This window comes from Catenulispora sp. GAS73 (assembly GCF_041262085.1).
Taxonomy (GTDB): Bacteria; Actinomycetota; Actinomycetes; order Streptomycetales; family Catenulisporaceae; genus Catenulispora.
The window spans coordinates 64,685-83,482 of record NZ_JBGCCM010000006.1 but is presented as its reverse complement, the minus strand read 5'-3'; the positions used below and the strand labels follow the sequence as shown (position 1 = coordinate 83,482).

The window sequence follows — 18,798 nt, the reverse complement described above, 5'->3', positions numbered from 1 at the left end:
TCACTTCCTTCGATCAGTCGTGGGGAGACGTCATCGGGCGCGGGCGATCGCGGTGATCGCCGCCGCACGCCTCGGGCGGCACCCGGGGTTCGGCGCGGCAGCGGGGTCCTCAGGGATCTGCGCCACGGGGCGCAGCGGTTCGGAGGGGTGCACGCGCGGATGCGGCCAGCGGACCGTCGGCGGGGCGGCGGCCGGCGGGTAGTTGGCGGGCGGGTAGTTGGCCGGCGCGTGGCTCGTCGACGCGTAGCCGGCCGGCGCATGGTTGCCCGCCGGGTCAGCCATCGCGCCGATCCGCCGGTGCAGCCGGGCCCGCCGCAGGTGGCCGGTGGTCTCGCAGAGCACCTCGGCGACCAGGGCGTGCGCGAAGCGGAACCAGCCCAGACGCTGCCGGTCCTCCACGACCACTCCGGCCGCGACCGCCGCGTCCAGGAGCTCCAGCGCGGCGTCGATCTCGATACCCAGCACGCCGGCGACGACCTCGATCTCGAAGTGCCGGCCGACCACGGCCGCGACGGACAGCGCTTCTCCCACCACGGGCGGCAGTTGCGCGACGCGCCGCAGCACGACCTCCCGGACGGAGGTCGGCACCGGCACGGCACCGGGGTCGTCGAGGGCGTGCTCGTTGGTCAGGGCTTTGATGAACTCGCGCAGGTAGAACGGATTGCCGTCGGTCCGGGCGCACAACGCCTCGGCGGCGCGCTCGCTGATGTCCCGCCGCAGGATCGCGCCGGCCATGCGCTGCGCGTCCCACGCCGTCAGACCGGCCACGGCAATGCGAGTGGTCTCACGGCGGGCCAACGCGGCCAGGGTCTCGGCCAGCACCGGCGCCTCGTCGGAGCGGTAGGACACGACCAGCAGCAGCCGGCTCGCGGCCACCGACTCGGCGAGGTGCGCCAGCAGTCGCAGCGAGCAGGCGTCGGCGCGGTGGAGGTTGTCGAGCACCACCACCAGCGGTTCGGTGCGGGTCGCGCCGGTCAGGTAGTGGACGATCGCTTCGAAGCTGCGGAGGGTAGCGGTGGCTGCGGCCTCTACACCGTCGCTCTGTTCCGGCACGTCGAGCAGTTCGCCGACGAGCGCGGGGACGGGGCGTTGCGGGAAGGCGTCGGCGGCCGCGCGGAGCACCTGCTCCCAGGGCCAGAGCGGCGGCGCTGTGACGTGCTCGGGGCAGCTGCCCCAGAGGACCGGGACCGCGGCGAGGTCGGCGAATCGGTGCAGCAGTCGGGTTTTGCCGACCGCTGGCTCGCCGGAGACGGCCGCGACTCGGCCGCGACCTGCGCGTGCCGCTGCCAGGGCGTCGGTGAGCTGCGCAAGGAGCGGTTCGCGGCCGACGAAGACGTCGCCGTCGGGGTCTGGTTCCGGTGCGGGCTGCGGCGGGTGCTCGGCGATGCGCTGCTCAGTCGCGCTCTCGACGGGAGTTGGTGTCGCAGGAGGCTGCGTCGTAAGCGTTTGCGCCGCAGGCATCAGCGCCGCAGTCGGTGTCGGTGTCGGCATCGCAGTCGGTGTCGTCGTCGGCGGGATCGGTTCGGCGGCAGTCGGCCGCCAGTCCAACGTCGGGGCCTGATTCAGGATCTCGACCTTGAGCTGTTGAAGGTTCGGGCTGGGGTCCAGGCCCAGTTCCTCGGTGAGCTGGACCTCGATGGTCCGCAGCACGTCGAGGGCTTCGGCCTGGCGGCCCGAGCGGTAGAGCGCGCGGCTCAGAAGTTCGCATCCGTACTCGCGCAAGGGATGCGCCTTCATGAAAGCGCCGAGTTCGGCCACGGCACGCGCGTGGGCGCCGACTGCCAGCAGCGCCGCGCAGCGCATCTCGAAGACCGCCAGTTGCAGTTCTTCCAGGCGTGCCACGTCCGGCGCGACGCCGAGCGCGCCCGCCACGTCCTCGTACGCCTGGCCGCGCCACAGGGCCAGCGCGGCCTCGAACTCGCGCAGCGCGCGCTGCGGGTCGTCGCGGTCCCAGGCCTGCCAGCCGGCCGTGGCGTGCTCGGTGAAGCGGCTGACGTCGACGTCGACGACGCCGCCGTCCAGCAGGTAGCCCCGGGGCGAGGTGCGCAGGACGGTGGCCGGCGCGCGCGGCGGGCGGTCCGGCTCCAGCAGACGTCGCAGGTTGGCGACGTACGCCTGGAGCGAGGCCAGCGGCGAGGCCGGCGGCCGGTCGGCCCACAGCGCGTCCAGGATCAGGTCCACCGCCACCGGCTGTCCGACGCGGCTCACGAGCAGCGCGGCCAGCGCCCGCTGTTTGGGCGCCCCGAGGTCCACCGGGCGGTCGGCGACGGTCGCCTCGATGGGCCCCAACGCGCGGAACCTCACCGGATGCGAGGGTCCGACAGCTGACGCGCCGGTCGACATCGAGCCTCCCGATTCTCGTCGTTCTCATCGCCGGCCGTCACACTCCGAACACGGTCAGCACCGGTTCGAATCTAGGAACGACTGCTCAAAATTCCCTTAACTCTCCCCCTGACACACCGGGCATGTCATTATCCTGAGTCAGTAAACTGAGGCCACCACGCCTCACACGGCTCTCAAATGGGTTCGACGAGCTTGGCCAGCGCGCGCTCCACCACCGCCGTCTGCTCCTGCGGGGGCGCCTGCTCCTGCTCCAGCCGCCCGATCTCGATCGAGCTCTCGACGACGAACCGGCACCGCTCACCGCGCCGCGCGGTGAACGCCGCGAACACCTCGGCGACGCTGCCGCGCGCGCCGAACTCCTCAGCGAGCACCAGCGCGTCCTCCACCGCCATCCCGGCCCCGGAGGCCAGCTGCGGCGTGGTGGGGTGCGCGGCGTCGCCGATCACGATGACCCGGCCGACGTGCCAGGGGCTGGGCAGGTGGAAGGACTCCAGCGGGCGGTAGACGATCGCGGTGGCCTCGTCGATCGACTCCCGGATCCGCCGCACGTGGCCGCCATAGGGCGTGAGTAGATCGACCAGGCCGCGCCGCAGCTCGGCGGGCTCACGCATGCGGCGCGGCGTCCGCTCGACGGCGAACAGGTACATCTGCGTGTCCGAGATCGGCGTCCACCCGACCTTCGCGACCCCGCCGAGGAAGTAATGGCGCTGATGCACCCACGCCGGCCGCGCCACGATGATGCGGAAGACGCTCTGCCCGGTGTACACGGGGCCGGGCGCGTCGGGCAGGATCTGCGCACGGGTACGCGAGCTGATGCCGTCGGCACCGACGACCATGGCGTAGCGGCCGGCCGAGCCGTCGTCAAAGGTGACGTCGACCCCATCCGCGTCCTGGTCGAGGCGCTCGACGGCCACCCCGAGGCGCGGCTTGACACCGGCGGCGAGCACCCGAGCGGACAGGATGCCGTGCAGCACCGGCCGCGCGATACCGCCGGAGCCGCAGACCCCGGAGCCGGGCGGCATCGCCGTGGGGACGTCGCGCAAGGGCTCACCATCAACGCCGCAGACCCGTATGCCCTCGCCGACATAACCCTGCGCGGCGACCTCGTCGTAAACACCGAGCTGCCCGAACGCCCGCAACGTCGGCCCGGTGATGGTCAACCCAGCCCCGCTGACCTTCCAGTCCGGATCGACGTCGATCAAGTCGACCTCAGCCCCCACCCGCCGCAACGAGATCGCCGCCGCCATCCCCGCGATCCCCGCCCCGACGATCAAAACCCGACCCACCAGCTCGGACGCCATACGAGTCCCCTCCAGCTCGAAGCAGGCCGCGCCCGGCGAATCCGGGTGTAGGAGGCAAGACGCGCAACCCGCACTTACGGTCGTTCTCGGCGTGATCCAGCATAGCCAGTGAGTCAGGGGACGAAGTTTGTCGCGGGCAGCGAATCAGGTTACGTATACGCGCCGTGAGAGCGACCGGGACGATGTGGAAACCGTCGGCGACACGCCGCGGGATACCGCCTGACCTGTGTCGAATCCTGGCAGACTCGCTCCGGTGACACGCACCTCCGATACCGTCGACGTCCCCGTGGTCATCCGACACACGTCGTTGGACACGTCGTGGCAACCCGGGCTTCCCGCCGAACCGTACGCGCGCGAGAAGTGGACATCAGTTCCAGACCATGGCGACTACCTGATCCCGACGACCTGGCGAGAGCTCCTCTTGTCCGCGTTCTGCGTCGGTCGCGACCTCTCACCGTGGATCAGGTCCATGCCGGATCTGGCCGTACGCGAGATCATCTCGCGCCGGTTCCTCCTGGAAGCGTGCCTTGAGCGGCGGCCCACGCCGAAAACGTCCGACCCCGCCCCGCCTGCGCACGCTACGGGCTTCGAGTTCGCGCGCAGCAAATATCACGACGGCGCCATCGAACGCTCGGGGCGCGGCGCGTTCAGCTATCTGCTCGGAATGACGATGGCCGACTGGGCCGGCCGCAGACTCCTCGACCTGGGGCCCACCACACACGCCGAGAGCGGCGTCCCATACGGCGCTTCACCGACTTGGTCCCGGACGAAGAGCCTGCCGGATCTTTTCGCCTACCATCGTCAGACCTCGGATACGTGGTTGGTGGAGGCCAAGGGCGGCCGTACTCTCAACGTCTCAAGCCGCCGGAAAGGTGCGGCGCAGCTGGATGTCGGAGCGCTCCTCCCCGGCAGACACACCCGTGCGCTTTGTGCTACCGGCATGACCAAGCGACTTTCCATGATGATCGACATCGACAACCGAGCACCGCAGGGCAAGCCGGGAAGGCCGACCAACCTCTCCGCCATTCAGTTGGACGTGACTCCAGACCTGGCCCTGGTGAACAGCGGAACCCTTATCTACCTCGCACTTTCGTCGCTACCTCATGAACGCCTGGCGATGGTCACCGTGAATGCTCCACAAGCCGGCGCCGAATACCAGCGTGCTGTCATCGCGCAGCCGATGGAAAGCGAACCCGATGGCAACCGCTCCGACATTGAAATGCTGGTCGGCACGCTGCCCGGGTCAGATCTGAAGGTGGGCATCTCCAGCAGGCTGTACGAGACATGTGGCCTGTTCGTCACGGTACAACGGCTCTTGGCCGGCCGACGTCGTCGAATCCCAAAGCGCTTGCGAGACAGAGTTCTGTACGGCGAACACGACCTCGACATGCTCGTAGGTGCGTTGGCTGAAGGCTTCGGAGGTGAGGAGCCGTCATGGGAGTCGCTCATCGAGACCATCCCCGCCTCGGATCAACCATCGCAACGTGATTTCCTGGAGGTAGCCACCCAGGACATTTACATCGCGACGGAAGAACGCGCCTAACGGCCAGAGGCGGTCCCCGGCTGTCGCCAGCCAATAGCCGACGACAGCCGAAGACCGCCTCTCAAACCCCGCAACCACCCGCAGGCGTCAGGCGCCGGGCAGCCCCATGTCCCGCGCGATCAGCATGCGCTGGACTTCCGAGGTGCCTTCGCCGATCTCCAGGATCTTCGAGTCCCGCCACATGCGCGCGACCGGGAACTCGTTCATGAAGCCGTAGCCGCCGTGGATCTGCGTCGCCTCGCGGGCGTTCGTGACCGCCGCCTCGGAGCAGTACAGCTTCGCCATCGCGGCCTCGGCCTTGAAGGGCTCGCCGAGCAGCATGCGGCTGGCGGCGTCGTAGTACGCCAGGCGCGAGGTGTGGGCGCGCAGGCGCATGTCCGCGAGCTTGAACTGGATCGCCTGGTTGGCGCCGATGGGGTGGCCGAAGGCTTCGCGTTCGTGGGCGTACTTCACCGATTCGTCGACGCAGCCTTGGGACAGGCCGGTGGACAGGGCTGCGATGGCGATGCGGCCTTCGTCCAGGGTGCGGAGGAAGTTCGCGTAGCCGCGGCCTCGTTCGCCCAGCAGGTTCGCGGCCGGGACGCGGACGTTCGCGAACGACAGCTCGCGGGTGTCCGAGGCGTTCCAGCCGACCTTGCTGTACTTCGGGGCCACCGTCAGGCCGGGGGTGCCGGACGGGACGATGATCGTGCTGATCTCTTTGCCGCCATTGGATTTCGTGCCCGTTACCGCCGTGACGGTGATCAGGCCCGTGATGTCGGTGCCGGAGTTGGTGATGAAGCACTTCGTGCCGTTGATCACCCACTCGTCGCCCTCCAGCACCGCGGTGGTGCGGGTGGCGCCGGCGTCGGAGCCGCCGCCGGGCTCGGTGAGGCCGAACGCGCCGAGCATCTCGCCGGAGCAGAGGCGCGGCAGCCACTCCTGCTTCTGCTCCTCGGTCCCGAAGCGGTACACCGGCATCGCGCCGAGGGACACGCCCGCCTCCAGCGTGATGGCCACCGAGGAGTCGACGCGCGCCAGCTCCTCCAGGGCCAGGCACAGGGCGAAGTAGTCGCCGCCCATGCCGCCGTACTCCTCGGGGAACGGCAGGCCGAACAGGCCCATGCGGCCCATTTGGGCCACGATCTCGTAGGGGAACTCCTCGCGCTCGTAGAACGCGCCGATCTTGGGGGCCACGACGTCGTGGGCGAACTCCTCGACGGTGACGCGCAGTGCTTCGTACTCTTCACTCAGACGGTGATCCATGGGAGTTCCTCCGCTCAGACCGGGGTGACGCCGTGACGGCGGCGGGAGAAGAAGCGGTCCTTGCCCTCGGCCGCGCGGTAGCGCGCCACGAGTGAGGACCGCAGGGCGGCCGGCTCGACGATGTCGTCGATCACCAGCTCGCTGGCCAGGCGCACGAAGTCGATGTCGGTCTCGTACTCGGCCCGCTTGTCGGCGACGAAGGCCTCGCGCTCGGCGGGGTCCTCGATGGCCGCGATCTTGTTCGCGTAGACGGCGTTCACGGCGGCCTCGGCACCCATCACCGCGATCTTCGCGGTGGGCAGCGCGATCGTGGCGTCGGGTTCGAAGCCCGGTCCCGCCATGGCGTAGAGGCCGGCGCCGTAGGCCTTGCGGACCACGACGCAGATCTTCGGCACGGTGGCCTCGGAGACCGCGGTGATCATCTTCGCGCCGTGCCGGATGATGCCCTGCTTCTCCACGGCCGTGCCGACCATGAAGCCCGGCACGTCGGACAGGAACAGCAGCGGCACGTTGAACGCGTCGCAGAGCTGGATGAACCGGGTGGCCTTGTCGGCGGAGTCGACGAAGAGCACGCCGCCCTTGAACATCGGGTTGTTCGCCACGATGCCGACCGGCTTGCCGTCGAGCCGCGCGAACCCGACGGTCAGCTCCCGGGCCCACAGCGCGTGGATCTCGAAAAACGAGTCCGCGTCCACCAGGCCCTTGATGAAGCGCCGCATGTCGAACGCCTGGCGCTCGCTGACCGGGACCAGCGCGGCGAGGTCGATGTTCGCCGGCGAGTCCGCCGCCTCGGCCGAAGGCGCGTCCTGCTGCCAGTTCGAGGGCAGGTAGGACAGGTACCGCTTGACGGTCTCCAGCGCGTCCTGCTCCGTCTTCACCAGGAAGTGCCCGACGCCGGACTCGGCGCAGTGCACCCGCGCGCCGCCCATCTCCTCCAGCGTGGTCTTCTCCCCGGTCACCATCTCGACCATCCGGTCGCTGCCCAGGTACATCGAGGCGTTGCCCTCGACCATGACCACCACGTCGCAGAACGCCGGGATGTACGCCCCGCCGGCCGCCGAGGGCCCGAACAGCGCGCAGACCTGCGGGATCGAGCCGGAGGCCCGGACCTGGGTGTGGAAGATCTTGCCCGCGCCGCGCCGGCCCGGGAACAGGTCCACCTGGTCGGTGATGCGCGCGCCGGCGGAGTCCACCAGATAGACCATCGGCACGCCGGTGCGGTACGCGGTCTCGATGATCCGGATGATCTTCTCGACGGTGCGCGCGCCCCAGGACCCGGCCTTCACGGTCGAGTCGTTGGCCATCAGGCACACCGGCCGGCCGTCGATCCGCGCGGTCCCGGTGACCACGCCGTCGGCGGGCAGGTCGCCGGCCATGGCGTTGGCGAACCGGCCGTCCTCGACGAACGACCCCTCGTCGACCAGCAGCGCGACCCGCTCGCGGGCGAACAGCTTGCCCTTTTTCTCGTTCGCCGCGTGGTACTTCTCCGCCCCGCCGCGCAGGATCTCCGCGGTCAGCTCGGGCAGGTCATGGTGCGGAAGGGTGTGCGGTGGCACGCCTGGTTCCGTCATATGTGGCAACTCCTTTGTTGCTATTTGTGCACGTGTGCGCAAGGACACGCTCGCATCAAAGATTCTGCCAGCGAGTCTCTACTTCGCTAGTGCCCGGATGGTGTGCTCGATCACACCTGCGTCGTAGGACTCCGGCAACATCACGATCTCGTCGACCCCGGCCTGCCGATAGTCCTCGAACGCCGAGCACACCTGGTTCAGGTCGCCGATCGCGGCGATGGAACGCAGCACGTCAAGCGGCATGGCCGCGAGCAGCGACCGCTCATGAGCCCCGCCGCGCGCCAGGTCGATCAGCTCGCCGTGCCCGGCCTCGGCGAACATCCGGCCGAAGCCGTCGGCATCCAGGTAGGGCAGCAGGGAGCGCCGGATCCAGTCCAGGGACTCGGCGTCGGGGTCCACGACGGTCGGCAGGAAGACGGCTAAACGAGGCACCGCCCGGTTCATCCGGTCCGAGGTCAGCGCCAGGCGCGCCTTGATCCGCGCGGCGTGCTCGACCGTGGCCAGCGGTACCGCGACCCGGTCGGCGCGGCCGACGGCGACCTCGCAGGCCTCCAGCCCGAAGGCCAGCACGGTCAGCGAGGCGTGCGAGGGCTCCAGCCGGGAGCGGAAGCCCCGGGAGCGGACCGACACACCCTGGAAACTGACGGGCTCGCCCCGCGTCAGCGGACCCAACACCGACAGGCTCTCGGCCAGCGCGGTGGCCGGATCGGTGCGCGGCCGGCCGTGCCAGTCCACGACCACCAGGCCGGTGGAGGCGGTCAGCGCCAGGCCGATGTCCCGGCCGGTGAGCGCGGCCACGCTGGCGGCACCCCGGGCCGCGGTGACCGGGTCGCGGACGGCTGCGGGCAACGGCCCGAGCGTGAGAGAGGCGCGCGGCCGGGCCGGATTCTTGCGGTGGAACTCCCCGGCGGTGGCCGGGTTCGCGCCGGGCGGCCGGGCCCTGGAATCGGGATCCGGACTGGCCGACGGCAGCTCTCCGGCGGCCGCGGCGACCGCGACCGCCAGCGCGAAGGCGTCGTGCCCGGTCGACTCCCCCAGCCAGATCTCCTGGTAGCCGAGCTCGTCGGCGAGGCCGGCCAGCCGTACGGTCAGCGCCGGGTCGCTGTCCGTGCGGTTGCCGAGAAGAACCCCGTCCACGATCACTTGACTCACTGCCCCCTGGTGTAGCCCGCTATAGCCCGCTTGAGCCGACCGCCTATGATCCGCCCCGGTGGCAGAGTACCGTTCGGGGGTCTCGCGGTGCGATACGTTGGATCGATGCGCATCACGTCGATTGGTCACGCCGGAATGCTGGTGGAGACCGCCGCCGGCCGGATCGTCTGCGACCCGTGGTTCACTCCGGCGTACTTCGCGTCCTGGTTCCCCTTCCCGGACAACTCCGCCTTCGGCTCCCAGGCCGACCCGGCCGGGATCCGTGACGCCGAGTACCTGTTCGTCTCGCACCTGCACCACGACCACTTCGACCCGCACTGGCTGTCCGCCAACATGTCGAAGGACACCACGGTCCTGCTGCCCGACTACCAGGTCCCGGACCTGCGCGACGAGCTGGAGAAGCTGGGCTTCCGGAACTTCGTGCAGACCCGCAACCGCGAGGTCACCGAGCTTCCCGGCGGCTTGAAGATCCTCATCGACGCGCTGATCACCCCGACCGACGGCCCGCTGGGCGACAGCGGCATCGCCATCGACGACGGCGAGGTCCGCATCTTCAACCAGAACGACGCCCGGCCGGTCGAGGACGGCCCGGTCGCCGCGTTCGGTCCGTACGACGCGCACTTCCTGCAGTACTCCGGCGCCATCTGGTACCCGATGGTCTACGACTTCCCGGACCGCATGAAGGCCACGGTCGGCCGCCGCAAGCGCGAGAACGGCATGGCCCGCGCGCTGCGCTACGTCGAGCAGTACGGCGCCGGGCAGGTCTTCCCCTTCGCCGGCCCGCCCTGCTTCCTGGACGAGCGCGACGGCCTGTTCGCCATCAACGACTTCGACGACGACCCGACGAACGTCTTCCCCAGCCAGCTGGCGTTCCTGGAGTTCATGCGGGAGCAGGGCCACGACAACGGCCACCTGTTCGTCCCCGGCACCACGGTGGTCCTCGGCGCCGGCGGCAAGTGCGAGATCGAGCAGGTCCCGCAGGCGCAGATCGACGAGATCTACGGCGACCGCCGCACCTACCTGACGAACTACCAGAAGCGCGCGCGGCCGCAGATCGACGCGATGCACGCCGGTCTGCCGCAGGACAAGTCCGACCTGGTCAGCCAGCTCAAGGAGTGGATCGAACCGCTGCTGGAGTGGGCCGACCACACCTGCGCCGGGCTGAACGGCCGGATCCTGCTGGAGACCGTGGACCCGGCGAGCGGTGAGGTGGACGACCAGATCGTCTTCGACTTCCTCACCCGCACGATCGGGACGTGGGACGGCGAGGCGGAGTGCCGCTACAAGTTCCGCACCGACCGGCCGCTGATCGAGCACCTGGTGCGGACCCGGACCCCGGACTGGGTGAACGAGCTGTTCCTGTCCTGCCGGTTCCAGGCCTCTCGCAAGGGCCCTTACAACGAGTACATCTACACGTTTTTCAAGTCGCTCTCCGAAGAGCACATGACGTACGTCGAGGGGTACTACGCCGAGTCCAGCGACGTCACCGACCTGGCCCAGGCCGAGGGCTACGCCGTGCAGCGGCACTGCCCGCACCTGAAGGCCGACCTGACGCGCTTCGGCACGGTCGCGGACGGCGTGCTGACCTGCGCGATGCACGGCTGGCAGTTCGACCTGGCCTCCGGGCGCTGCCTGACCAGCGACGACCGGAAGCTGGTGGCCCGGCCGCTGACCGCCGAGGACGGCGAGCTGCCGGAGATTCCGACACAGATTCCCACTGAGGTCTGAGCTCGCGCGGGAACAGTGGCCCCCAGCGCGGTAGTTTGCATGACTGGTCCGGCGAACGGACCGTAGGCGAACGGAAGGAACAGGCCCGTGCGGCTGGGGGTCAACGTCCCGAATTTCGGGCCCGCCACTTCGGTGGACGTGCTGGAGCGCTGGGCGCACGTCGCCGAGGGCCTCGGCTTCGACCTGCTGATGATGTCGGACCACGTGCTGGTCACCGAGGACGTCGCCAAGGCCTACCCGGGCCCGTTCCACGACCCCTTCACGACGCTGGCCTGGCTGGCCGGCCGCACCTCGCGCATCCGGCTGGGCACGACGGTGCTGATCATGCCGTACCGGCAGCCGGCGCTGACCGCGCAGATGGCGGCGAGCCTGCACCGGCTGTCGCGGGGGCGGTTCGTGCTCGGCGTCGGCGTCGGCTGGGCCCGCAAGGAGTTCGAGGCCCTGGAGGTCCCGTTCAACCGCCGCGGCACGCTGACCGACGAGCACCTGGACGAGATGCACCAGATCTGGGGCGGCGGCGTCGAGGGCGTGATGCCCGCGCTGACGCCCGAGGAACTGCCGGGACCGCCGGTGTGGATCGGCGGCAACAGCGACGCGGGTATCCGGCGCGCGGTGGTGTCCGGCAACGGCTGGCACCCGCTGGGCTTCACGATGGACTGGATCACGGACGCGGTCGGGCGGCTGAAGGCGTTCGCCGACGAGGCCGGGCGCGCGGTACCGACGCTGGCGCCGCGGATCAAGCTGCGGGTGACGGCCGAGCCGGTCACGGATCCGGAGCGCGACGCCGGGATCGGCAGCCTGGAGCAGGTGCTCGACGACCTGGACCGGCTGCGCGCGCTGGGGTCGGAGGTCGTCGTGCTGGATCCGTACCACGGGGATCCGGCGGAGCTGGAGCGGCCGGAGGAGGCTTGGCGGGATCTGGCCGTGGTGGCGGCTGCTTGGGACGCGTTCTCGGCGAAGGCCGGCGCTTAGCGGGTAGGGACATGTGTGGCGCCGCCGCCCTCGGAGTGAAGGTCCGGGAGCGGCGGCGCTGTCATGACCGGCCGGTGTCGCGACTCGGGCTCAGGCCTGCGGGTCGGAGCTGCGGGCTCAGGCTCAAGCTCAAGCTCAACCTCAGGCGCAGTCGTGCTCAGGCCCGGGCGCGAGCTCAGGCCGCGATCATCCCGGCCAGCTCCCGCTGCATCGCCGTGGCCGGCGCGTCGAACCACCCCGCGGCCAGCCCCGCGGCGCCGGCGTCCGGGAAGATGTCCTCGACTCCGTCGGCCACCGCGGCCATGATCTCCGCCGCGACCGCCTCGGGCGCGGTCTTGGGGATGTCCAGGTCCTTCGACATCTCGGTGTCGAGCGGCCCGGCCAGCACCGCGTGCACCCGCACCCCCTTCGGCGTCAGCAGTGCCCGCAGGACCTGCGTCAGCGAGTAGGCCGCCGCCTTCGAGATCGAGTAGCCGGGCAGCACCGGGACCGCCGCGACCGCACTCGTGGACAGCACGTTCACCAGCGTTCCCTGGGAGGCGAGGAGTTGGTGCCGCAGGGCGTGCGAGACGTCGTAGGAGCCGTAGAGGTTCACCGCGAGCATCCGCTCCAGCTCGGCCCGGTCGCCGATCTCGGCGTAGGAGGCGACGCCGGCGTTGTTGATCAGTACGTCCAGCTCCTCGACCGTCTTGGCCGCGAGCTTGATCTGCTCGATGTCGGTGACGTCCAGCGTCAGCGGGACGACGCGCTCGTCCGGGTGGGTGAAGGGCTGGCGCGCCCCGGCGTAGACGCGCTTGGCGCCGTGGTCCAGCGCGGCGTCGACCAGGGCCCGGCCCAGGCCGCGGTTGGCGCCGGTGACCAGCACGGTCTTGTCGGTGAGGAAGGCGTTCGTGGTCATGGTGTCTCACTCCGATCGGAGTCGTTCTTACGTTGACACCTGCACTGACACGGGCCCGGCAGGAAACTGGGTGCCCGCGGAGCGCCCAGTTTCCGGGCCGCACGGTGTCGGATCAGGGTGAGAGGAGGTGGCGAGATGGAGATGTCCGCGGATCTGCTGCACCGCGCCCGCTCCGGCGACCGCGACGCGTTCGCCGAGCTGGTCGGGCCGTACCGGGGTGAGCTGCACCTGCTGTGCTACCGCATGCTCGGGTCCTTCCAGGACGCCGAGGACACGCTTCAGGAGGTGCTGCTGGCAGCCTGGCTCGGCCTGGCCGGGTATGAGGAGCGCGCCTCGCTGCGGACCTGGCTGCACCGCATCGCGACGAACCGCTGTCTCAACGCCCTGCGGTCGGCCGGGCGGCGGCCGCAGCCCATGGCCGGGTTCTCCGAACCGGTCCCGGAGCCTTCGGGGCGCAACGAGGTGCTGTGGCTCCAGCCGTACCCGGACCTGCTGCTCGACCGGCTGCCGGACGGGGAACCGGGGCCGGAGGCGCGGTACGAGTCGGCCGAGGCGATCTCCCTGGCGTTCCTGACCGCGCTCCAGCTGCTGCCGCCGAATCAGCGTGCTGTGTTGCTGCTGCGGGATGTGCTTGGATACCGGGCCGCCGAGGCCGCGGATCTGTTGGGGCTGACGGAGAGCGCGGTGACGAGTGCTTTGAAGCGTGCGCGGTCGACGCTGGACGCCACGGCGCGGGGGCCGGAGCGTCCGGGGCCGGTCCCCGGGAGCCAGGAGGAGCGCGAGCTGACCGAGCGGTTCGTCGCGGCGTTCACGTCGCACGACGTCGAGGCGCTGCTCGCGCTGATGACCGACGACGTCTGGGTGCGGATGCCCCCGATGCCGTTCGAGTACCACGGGATCGCGACCGTCCGCGACTTCTTCACCGCCATCGAGGCGCACCGGCGCTCGATCTGCCGGCTGGTGCCGACGCGCGCCAACGGCCAGCCGGCGTGGGGCGAGTACGCGCGGGACCGGATGACCGACCAGCTGCACTGCGTCGGGATCCTGGTGGCGCGGTACTCCGGGGACCGGGTCGACGAGCTGACGCACTTCGAGGCCGGGATCGCGGCTTCGTTCGGGCTGCCGCGGGTGTTGGGGGAGGGTTGATTCGCCAGTGACTGCTGGTCGGTGGTCGCTAGTCGCTAGTCGCGTAGTCGCTAGTCGCGCGAGGTGCCCGGCGCCGACCGCCACCCGAGGTGCTGGGGCGGCGGCGTCATGCCCATCCGCTCGTAGGCGGTGCCGACGATCTCCGAGGGCTGCAACGCCCACCGGATGAACCGCCCGGCGGCCTGCGCGAGCGGACGGTCGACCAGGACGCGGACGACGTCGGGGCGGCCGAGCCGCAGCGGCTCGCGCGCCCAGTCCGGGAGCAGCGCGGCGGCACCGTTCATCAGGAGCCGGACCGCCGCGCGCTCCCCCGGCGTTTCGCCGTAGGTCCGGATGAAGTGGATGCCCTCGATCGCAGCCTCGGTGGCCTGGAGCTCGGGCCGCATGTCGTGCAGGTACCGCGCGACCTCGGACGCCGTTTCCGGCACGTCCTTGGCGCCGAGCATGCGCGCCGGGACCGCGACCTCGCGGTAGTAGCGGTCGCGTTCGGAGGGGGTTAGCGGCGGTGCGCCGAAGCGCTCGTAGCCGGCCAGGAAGCAGCGGACTTCGGCGACGTGGACCCAGGTCAGCAGGTGCGGGTCGGCGGCGCTGTAGGGGCGGCCGTCGAGGGCGGTGCCGTTGATGCGGGGATGGACGCGGTCGCGAACGTGCGCCACCGCCGCCTCGGCCACCTCGGTGGAGCCGAAGCTCGTGGACATCACGTAGGCGGCGGTCCGGTTGAGCCGCGCGATCGCGTCGGTGCGGAAGTCGGAGTGCTGGTCGACGCCGGCCATGGCCAGCGGATGCAGCGACTGGAGCATCAACGAGGCGAACCCGCCCATCAGCATGCCCGGCGCGTCCGAGTGCACGCGCCAGGTCACCGAGCCCGGCCCGAACAGCCCCGGATCGCCGGGCGGGTTGGCGTAGCGCTCCTGCAACCGGAGGCCGTGCGAGCCGTGGACGCTGGTGTTCACCTCGCGTCGGACGAACGCCTTCAGCCCGCGGGCGGGGCTGGAGAACGCGGGGAGGGCGGTGAGCCTTGCCGTCATCAATCGAAACCTGTTCTACTTTTCCCCATGAGCCAGCGGGACCGCATCCGAATGTCCGATGATGAGATCGAAACCTTTTTCGCCGCCGCACGCAAGCTCCAGATCGCCTCGGCGAACGCCGACGGCACCCCGCACCTGGTGACGATGTACTACGCGCTGCTGGACGGCGACCTGGCGTTCTGGACGTACGGGAAGTCGCAGAAGGCGGTGAACCTGCGGCGGGATCCGCGGATCACGTGCCTGCTGGAGGACGGGATCGCCTACGACGAGCTGCGCGGCGTCACGGTCTACGGCGAGGTGGAGCTGATCGAGGACTTCGACCGGGTCGTGGCCTTCGGCATGGACCTCACGGCGCGCTACCCCGAGGTCTTCGGCCCCGACGCCGAGGCGATGCGACCGTTCGTGGAACAGCAGGCGGCCAAGCGCGTGGTGGTGCGGGTGCGGGCGAAGCGGACGGCGTCCTGGGACCACTCGAAGACGTGAGGTGACGCCTACCGACGCGCGCCGATGACGCCGACGTCGAACACGTACGCCAACCAGGCGAGCACGAACTGCACGGCACCGAAGACGAGGAACAACGTCTGCAGGTCACCGGCCCCGTCGGAGCTGATAGCGGAGAGCACCAACGTCACGAAGATGGCCGTGGTGATCATCGCCGGCAACGCCCCCGGCGCCCGCTCCCGCGGCAGGAACCCCCGCACCGCGACCAGCCCGGCGAGGAAGAACATGGTCGGCGCGAGCGCATAGATGGCGACGCCGACCTTGTACAGGTTCATGGAGTCGCCGCCGCCCGCACTGACGTAGCCGAGGAAGAGGTTGATCACGCCGAGCGCCGCGACGCAGAGGTAGAGCATCTTGCCGAGCGGGACGGTGACGGCGGCTCGCGGGGGCGGGGGGTGGTGCGGCGGCTGGCCCTGCGCGAGCGGCGGCTGGGCATGCGGCGGCTGGCCTGGCACGGGCAGCGGCGCCTGGTGCGGCCTTGATTGCGCAGGCTGACTCGATGCCTGCTGATACGCCGGCTGACCAGGCGCGGGCGGCGGTGCCGGCGCGGGCGGATGCGGCTGACCCGGCGCGGGCGGGGGCCCTTGGTTCGGCTCAGGCGGCGCAGACTCGCCCGGCGCCTGCTGCTGCGGCGCGGGCTGGCTCGGCGCGTGCGGCTGGACCGGCGGCTCCGGCACCTGATGCGGCGGACCGGGCTGCGATTGTGCAGGCTGATGCGGTGGCGGCTGGCTCGGCGCGTGCGGCGGCTCGGCCTGCTGCGGCGACTGATTCGCTTGCTGCCCCCGCGCGTCCGGCACCGAACCCCCGCCGGCCCCGCCGCCCTGGCCGCCCCCGCTGGCTCCGCTCGGCATGCTCATCGGCGCTCCGTTCCCAGGTCGGCTCCCGGCTCGGCGGCCCGCCCGCCGCGTTCTCCGACTCCTCAGCCGACCAGCCGCCGTGCATGATCGCCCGCTGCCGGCGCCGTTCGGGCGACGCGGTGTGCGGATCTGATGATCCATCAGAAACTCTTGCCATCGCACATGGAACACGTTCTAATTCACCTCATGCGGATCGCGTACACCGAGGCGCAGGCGCAGCTGCGCGACACACTCCGCTCCTACTTCACCGAGCTGGTCACCCCCGAGGTCGCCGAGGAGATGTCCGGCGGCGAGTTCGGCGGGCCGCGCAGCCGGGAGGCGGTGCGGCGGATGGGCCGGGACGGGTGGCTGGGCGTCGGGTGGCCCAAGGAGTACGGGGGCCAGGGGTTCACTCCCGTCGAGCAGTTCGTGTTCTTCGACGAGGCCCAGCGTGCGGGCGCTCCGGTGCCGTTCCTCACCATCAACGCCGTGGGGCCGGCCATCATGCGGTTCGGCTCCGCAAAGCAGAAAGCGGAGTTCCTGCCCCGCATCCTCGCCGGCGAGTGCATGTTCGCCATCGGCTACTCCGAGCCGGACTCCGGGACCGACCTGGCCAGCCTGAAGACCCGCGCCGTCCTGGAGCCCGACGGGAAGCACTACGTCGTCAACGGCCAGAAGATCTTCACCTCGCTCTCCGACCACGCCGACTACGTCTGGCTCGCCTGCCGCACCGACCCCGGGGCGCCCGAGCGCACCGGCAAGAAGCACAAAGGCATCTCGATCCTGGTGGTCCCGACCTCGGACCCGGGCTTCAGCTACACCCCGATCCACACCATCGGCGAGGCCTCCACCTACGCCACCTACTACACCGACCTGCGCGTGCCGGCGGAGAACGTCATCGGCGAGCCCGGCGAGGGCTGGCGCGTCATCACCACGCAGCTCAACCACGAGCGCGTCGCGCTGTGCTCCTCCGGATCCCTGGAGCGCCCCTTCGCCGAGGTCGTGGAGTGGGCCCGGCAGACCAAGCTCGCCGACGGCACCCGCGTCATCGACCGCGAGTGGGTCCGCGTCCACCTGGCCCGCATCCAGGCCAAGCTTGCCGCGCTGCGCCTGTTCAACTGGAAGGTCGCCGCCTCCGCGGAACTGGACGTCGCCGACGCCTCCGCGACCAAGGTCTGGGGTACCGAGCTCTATTGCGAGGCGTACGGCCTCCTCCTGGAAGTCCTCGGCGCGGCCGGCGCGCTGAAGAAGGAGTCCCCCGGCGCCCTGCTCGCCGGCCGCGTCGAGCGCGCCTATCGCGGCGTCCTGATCCTCACCTTCGGCGGCGGCACCAACGAGATCCAGCGCGACCTGATCGCCCTGTTCGGGCTCAACATGCCCCGCATCCCCCGCCACTAGGAGCCCGCCATGGATTTCGAGCTGACCGAGGAACAGCGGGCCCTGGTCGACCTCGTCGACCGGATCCTCGCCGACCACTGCGGCCACGAGCGCCTGGCCGAGCTGGAGAAGGACGCGCGCGGCAGCGGAATCGGCTCCGTGCACGACGCACAGGCCTGGCGCGCGCTCGCCGCCGCCGGAGCCGTCACCGCGCTGCTCCCCGCCGACGGCGACCTGGGCATCATGGGTCTGGCGCTCCTCGCCGAAACCGCCGGAAAGCACACGGCCTACGTCCCCGTCGTGGCGGCGATCGCCCTCGGGGCCCTTCCCCTGGCGCGCTTCGGCGGCCACGAGGATCTGCTCGCCGACGTCGCCTCCGGCGGCAAGCTGGCCACCGCCGCCTTGGAAGAGCCCGGAGAACCCGACTCCCTCATCACCACCGCGCGCCGTAGCGACGGCGACACCTTTGTCCTGGACGGCGCGAAGTCCATGGTCCCGTACGGCGACCTGGCCGACGTCGTTCTCGTCCCGGCCGCGCTGGACGACGCGCCAGCGCTGTTCGTCGTCCCGCGCTCCGCCCTTAAGGTGACGCCGCTACTGGCCACTGGACGGCAGCCCTATGCGGAACTGGAACTAGACGCGGTAACCGTTCCTCAAGAGGCGCTTCTAGCCCGCGGCGCAGAGGCTCTCGACTGGCTCCGCGATCTGGGCACCATCGCCTACGCCGCCGAGGCGTCCGGCGTGTGTACCGAAGCAGTCGCCATGACCGCGCGCTATACCAGCACCCGCAAGCAGTTCGGCGAGCCGATCGCCTCCTTCCAGGCCGTGGCCCAGCGCGCCGCCGACGCGTTCATCAGTGCCGAAGCTCTTCGCCTGTGCATGCTGCACGCCGCGTGGCTCATGGACGACGCCGCGCGCGGAGGCAACGCCTCCACCCCTGCAGAGGCCTCTGCAGACGTCGCTATAGCGAAGTTCCACGCAGGGGACGCCGGCTCCCGTGTCCTACACGCCGCGCAGCATCTGCACGGCGGCATCGGCGTGGACACGGACTACCCGTTGCACCGCTACTTCGTCCGGGGCCAGCAGATCGAGCAGACCCTCGGCACCGCCACCCGGCAGCTCCTCCGCATCGGCGCACACCTGGCAGAGTAAAGGAC

General features: G+C 70.4%; 15 protein-coding genes. 7 read left to right on the top strand and 8 right to left on the bottom strand.

Annotation, left to right across the window (positions count from 1 at the left end; translation table 11 throughout):
- Positions 1-30: 30 nt before the first annotated feature.
- Together ABH935_RS10755 and ABH935_RS10750 are read right to left on the bottom strand one after the other, a co-directional pair.
- Positions 31-2,304, bottom strand: coding sequence for a BTAD domain-containing putative transcriptional regulator (locus ABH935_RS10755; protein WP_370377686.1), 2,274 nt, complete (start codon positions 2,302-2,304; stop codon positions 31-33).
- Between the two features lie 212 nt (positions 2,305-2,516).
- Positions 2,517-3,644 carry an FAD-dependent monooxygenase gene (locus ABH935_RS10750; RefSeq protein ID WP_370377685.1) on the bottom strand — a complete coding sequence of 376 codons (1,128 nt, stop codon included), beginning with the start codon at positions 3,642-3,644 and terminating at the stop codon, positions 2,517-2,519.
- Positions 3,645-3,897: 253 nt separating this feature from the next.
- On the opposite strand from ABH935_RS10750, the gene ABH935_RS10745 reads away from it, so the two are divergent.
- Positions 3,898-5,187, top strand: coding sequence for a hypothetical protein (locus ABH935_RS10745; protein WP_370377684.1), 1,290 nt, complete (start codon positions 3,898-3,900; stop codon positions 5,185-5,187).
- 87 nt (positions 5,188-5,274) lie between these two features.
- Here ABH935_RS10745 and ABH935_RS10740 read toward each other — a convergent pair whose 3' ends face one another.
- The 3 genes from ABH935_RS10740 to ABH935_RS10730 all read right to left on the bottom strand — a co-directional run bounded on the left by ABH935_RS10740 (position 5,275) and on the right by ABH935_RS10730 (position 9,155).
- Positions 5,275-6,432: an acyl-CoA dehydrogenase family protein gene (locus tag ABH935_RS10740; RefSeq protein ID WP_370377683.1), complete on the bottom strand. Its 1,158-nt coding sequence runs from the start codon at positions 6,430-6,432 to the stop codon at positions 5,275-5,277.
- A 14-nt stretch (positions 6,433-6,446) separates the two neighbouring features.
- Positions 6,447-8,003, bottom strand: a complete 1,557-nt coding sequence (locus ABH935_RS10735; RefSeq protein ID WP_370377682.1) for an acyl-CoA carboxylase subunit beta — start codon at positions 8,001-8,003, stop codon at positions 6,447-6,449.
- A 78-nt stretch (positions 8,004-8,081) separates the two neighbouring features.
- Positions 8,082-9,155: an LLM class F420-dependent oxidoreductase gene (locus ABH935_RS10730; RefSeq protein WP_370377681.1), complete on the bottom strand. Its 1,074-nt coding sequence runs from the start codon at positions 9,153-9,155 to the stop codon at positions 8,082-8,084.
- Positions 9,156-9,260: 105 nt separating this feature from the next.
- Here ABH935_RS10730 and ABH935_RS10725 point away from each other — a divergent pair, with 105 nt between their 5' ends.
- Both ABH935_RS10725 and ABH935_RS10720 read left to right on the top strand, forming a co-directional pair.
- The gene (locus tag ABH935_RS10725; protein WP_370377680.1) at positions 9,261-10,883 is read left to right on the top strand and encodes a Rieske 2Fe-2S domain-containing protein; all 1,623 of its coding nucleotides are present in this window, start codon (positions 9,261-9,263) and stop codon (positions 10,881-10,883) included.
- 87 nt (positions 10,884-10,970) lie between these two features.
- Entirely contained in the window at positions 10,971-11,855 is an 885-nt protein-coding gene (locus ABH935_RS10720) for a TIGR03619 family F420-dependent LLM class oxidoreductase (RefSeq protein ID WP_370377679.1), read from the top strand.
- Between the two features lie 175 nt (positions 11,856-12,030).
- Here the strand turns inward: ABH935_RS10720 and ABH935_RS10715 are convergent, their stop codons facing one another.
- Entirely contained in the window at positions 12,031-12,753 is a 723-nt protein-coding gene (locus ABH935_RS10715) for an SDR family NAD(P)-dependent oxidoreductase (RefSeq protein ID WP_370377678.1), read from the bottom strand.
- Positions 12,754-12,894: 141 nt separating this feature from the next.
- Between ABH935_RS10715 and ABH935_RS10710 the strand changes: the two genes are divergently transcribed.
- Positions 12,895-13,899, top strand: coding sequence for a sigma-70 family RNA polymerase sigma factor (locus ABH935_RS10710; protein WP_370377965.1), 1,005 nt, complete (start codon positions 12,895-12,897; stop codon positions 13,897-13,899).
- Between the two features lie 50 nt (positions 13,900-13,949).
- Here the strand turns inward: ABH935_RS10710 and ABH935_RS10705 are convergent, their stop codons facing one another.
- Positions 13,950-14,927 carry an oxygenase MpaB family protein gene (locus ABH935_RS10705; protein ID WP_370377677.1) on the bottom strand — a complete coding sequence of 326 codons (978 nt, stop codon included), beginning with the start codon at positions 14,925-14,927 and terminating at the stop codon, positions 13,950-13,952.
- Positions 14,928-14,954: 27 nt separating this feature from the next.
- Between ABH935_RS10705 and ABH935_RS10700 the strand changes: the two genes are divergently transcribed.
- Positions 14,955-15,410: a pyridoxamine 5'-phosphate oxidase family protein gene (locus ABH935_RS10700; protein WP_370377676.1), complete on the top strand. Its 456-nt coding sequence runs from the start codon at positions 14,955-14,957 to the stop codon at positions 15,408-15,410.
- An 8-nt stretch (positions 15,411-15,418) separates the two neighbouring features.
- Here the strand turns inward: ABH935_RS10700 and ABH935_RS10695 are convergent, their stop codons facing one another.
- Positions 15,419-15,883, bottom strand: coding sequence for a DUF5336 domain-containing protein (locus ABH935_RS10695; RefSeq protein WP_370377675.1), 465 nt, complete (start codon positions 15,881-15,883; stop codon positions 15,419-15,421).
- A 588-nt stretch (positions 15,884-16,471) separates the two neighbouring features.
- On the opposite strand from ABH935_RS10695, the gene ABH935_RS10690 reads away from it, so the two are divergent.
- Together ABH935_RS10690 and ABH935_RS10685 are read left to right on the top strand one after the other, a co-directional pair.
- Positions 16,472-17,662, top strand: a complete 1,191-nt coding sequence (locus ABH935_RS10690; protein WP_370377674.1) for an acyl-CoA dehydrogenase family protein — start codon at positions 16,472-16,474, stop codon at positions 17,660-17,662.
- Between the two features lie 9 nt (positions 17,663-17,671).
- Positions 17,672-18,793 carry an acyl-CoA dehydrogenase family protein gene (locus ABH935_RS10685; protein ID WP_370377673.1) on the top strand — a complete coding sequence of 374 codons (1,122 nt, stop codon included), beginning with the start codon at positions 17,672-17,674 and terminating at the stop codon, positions 18,791-18,793.
- The last annotated feature ends 5 nt before the right edge of the window (positions 18,794-18,798 follow it).

Excerpts from the sequence above, each read along its gene's own strand:
- ABH935_RS10725 (WP_370377680.1), top strand. The coding sequence starts at position 9,261 with ATGCGCATCACGTCGATTGGTCACGCCGGAATGCTGGTGGAGACCGCC.
- ABH935_RS10690 (WP_370377674.1), top strand. The coding sequence starts at position 16,472 with ATGCGGATCGCGTACACCGAGGCGCAGGCGCAGCTGCGCGACACACTC.
- ABH935_RS10750 (WP_370377685.1), bottom strand. The coding sequence starts at position 3,644 with ATGGCGTCCGAGCTGGTGGGTCGGGTTTTGATCGTCGGGGCGGGGATC.
- ABH935_RS10685 (WP_370377673.1), top strand. The coding sequence starts at position 17,672 with ATGGATTTCGAGCTGACCGAGGAACAGCGGGCCCTGGTCGACCTCGTC.
- ABH935_RS10705 (WP_370377677.1), bottom strand. The coding sequence starts at position 14,927 with ATGACGGCAAGGCTCACCGCCCTCCCCGCGTTCTCCAGCCCCGCCCGC.
- ABH935_RS10710 (WP_370377965.1), top strand. The coding sequence starts at position 12,895 with ATGTCCGCGGATCTGCTGCACCGCGCCCGCTCCGGCGACCGCGACGCG.
- ABH935_RS10715 (WP_370377678.1), bottom strand. The coding sequence starts at position 12,753 with ATGACCACGAACGCCTTCCTCACCGACAAGACCGTGCTGGTCACCGGC.
- ABH935_RS10740 (WP_370377683.1), bottom strand. The coding sequence starts at position 6,432 with ATGGATCACCGTCTGAGTGAAGAGTACGAAGCACTGCGCGTCACCGTC.
- ABH935_RS10700 (WP_370377676.1), top strand. The coding sequence starts at position 14,955 with ATGAGCCAGCGGGACCGCATCCGAATGTCCGATGATGAGATCGAAACC.
- ABH935_RS10735 (WP_370377682.1), bottom strand. The coding sequence starts at position 8,003 with ATGACGGAACCAGGCGTGCCACCGCACACCCTTCCGCACCATGACCTG.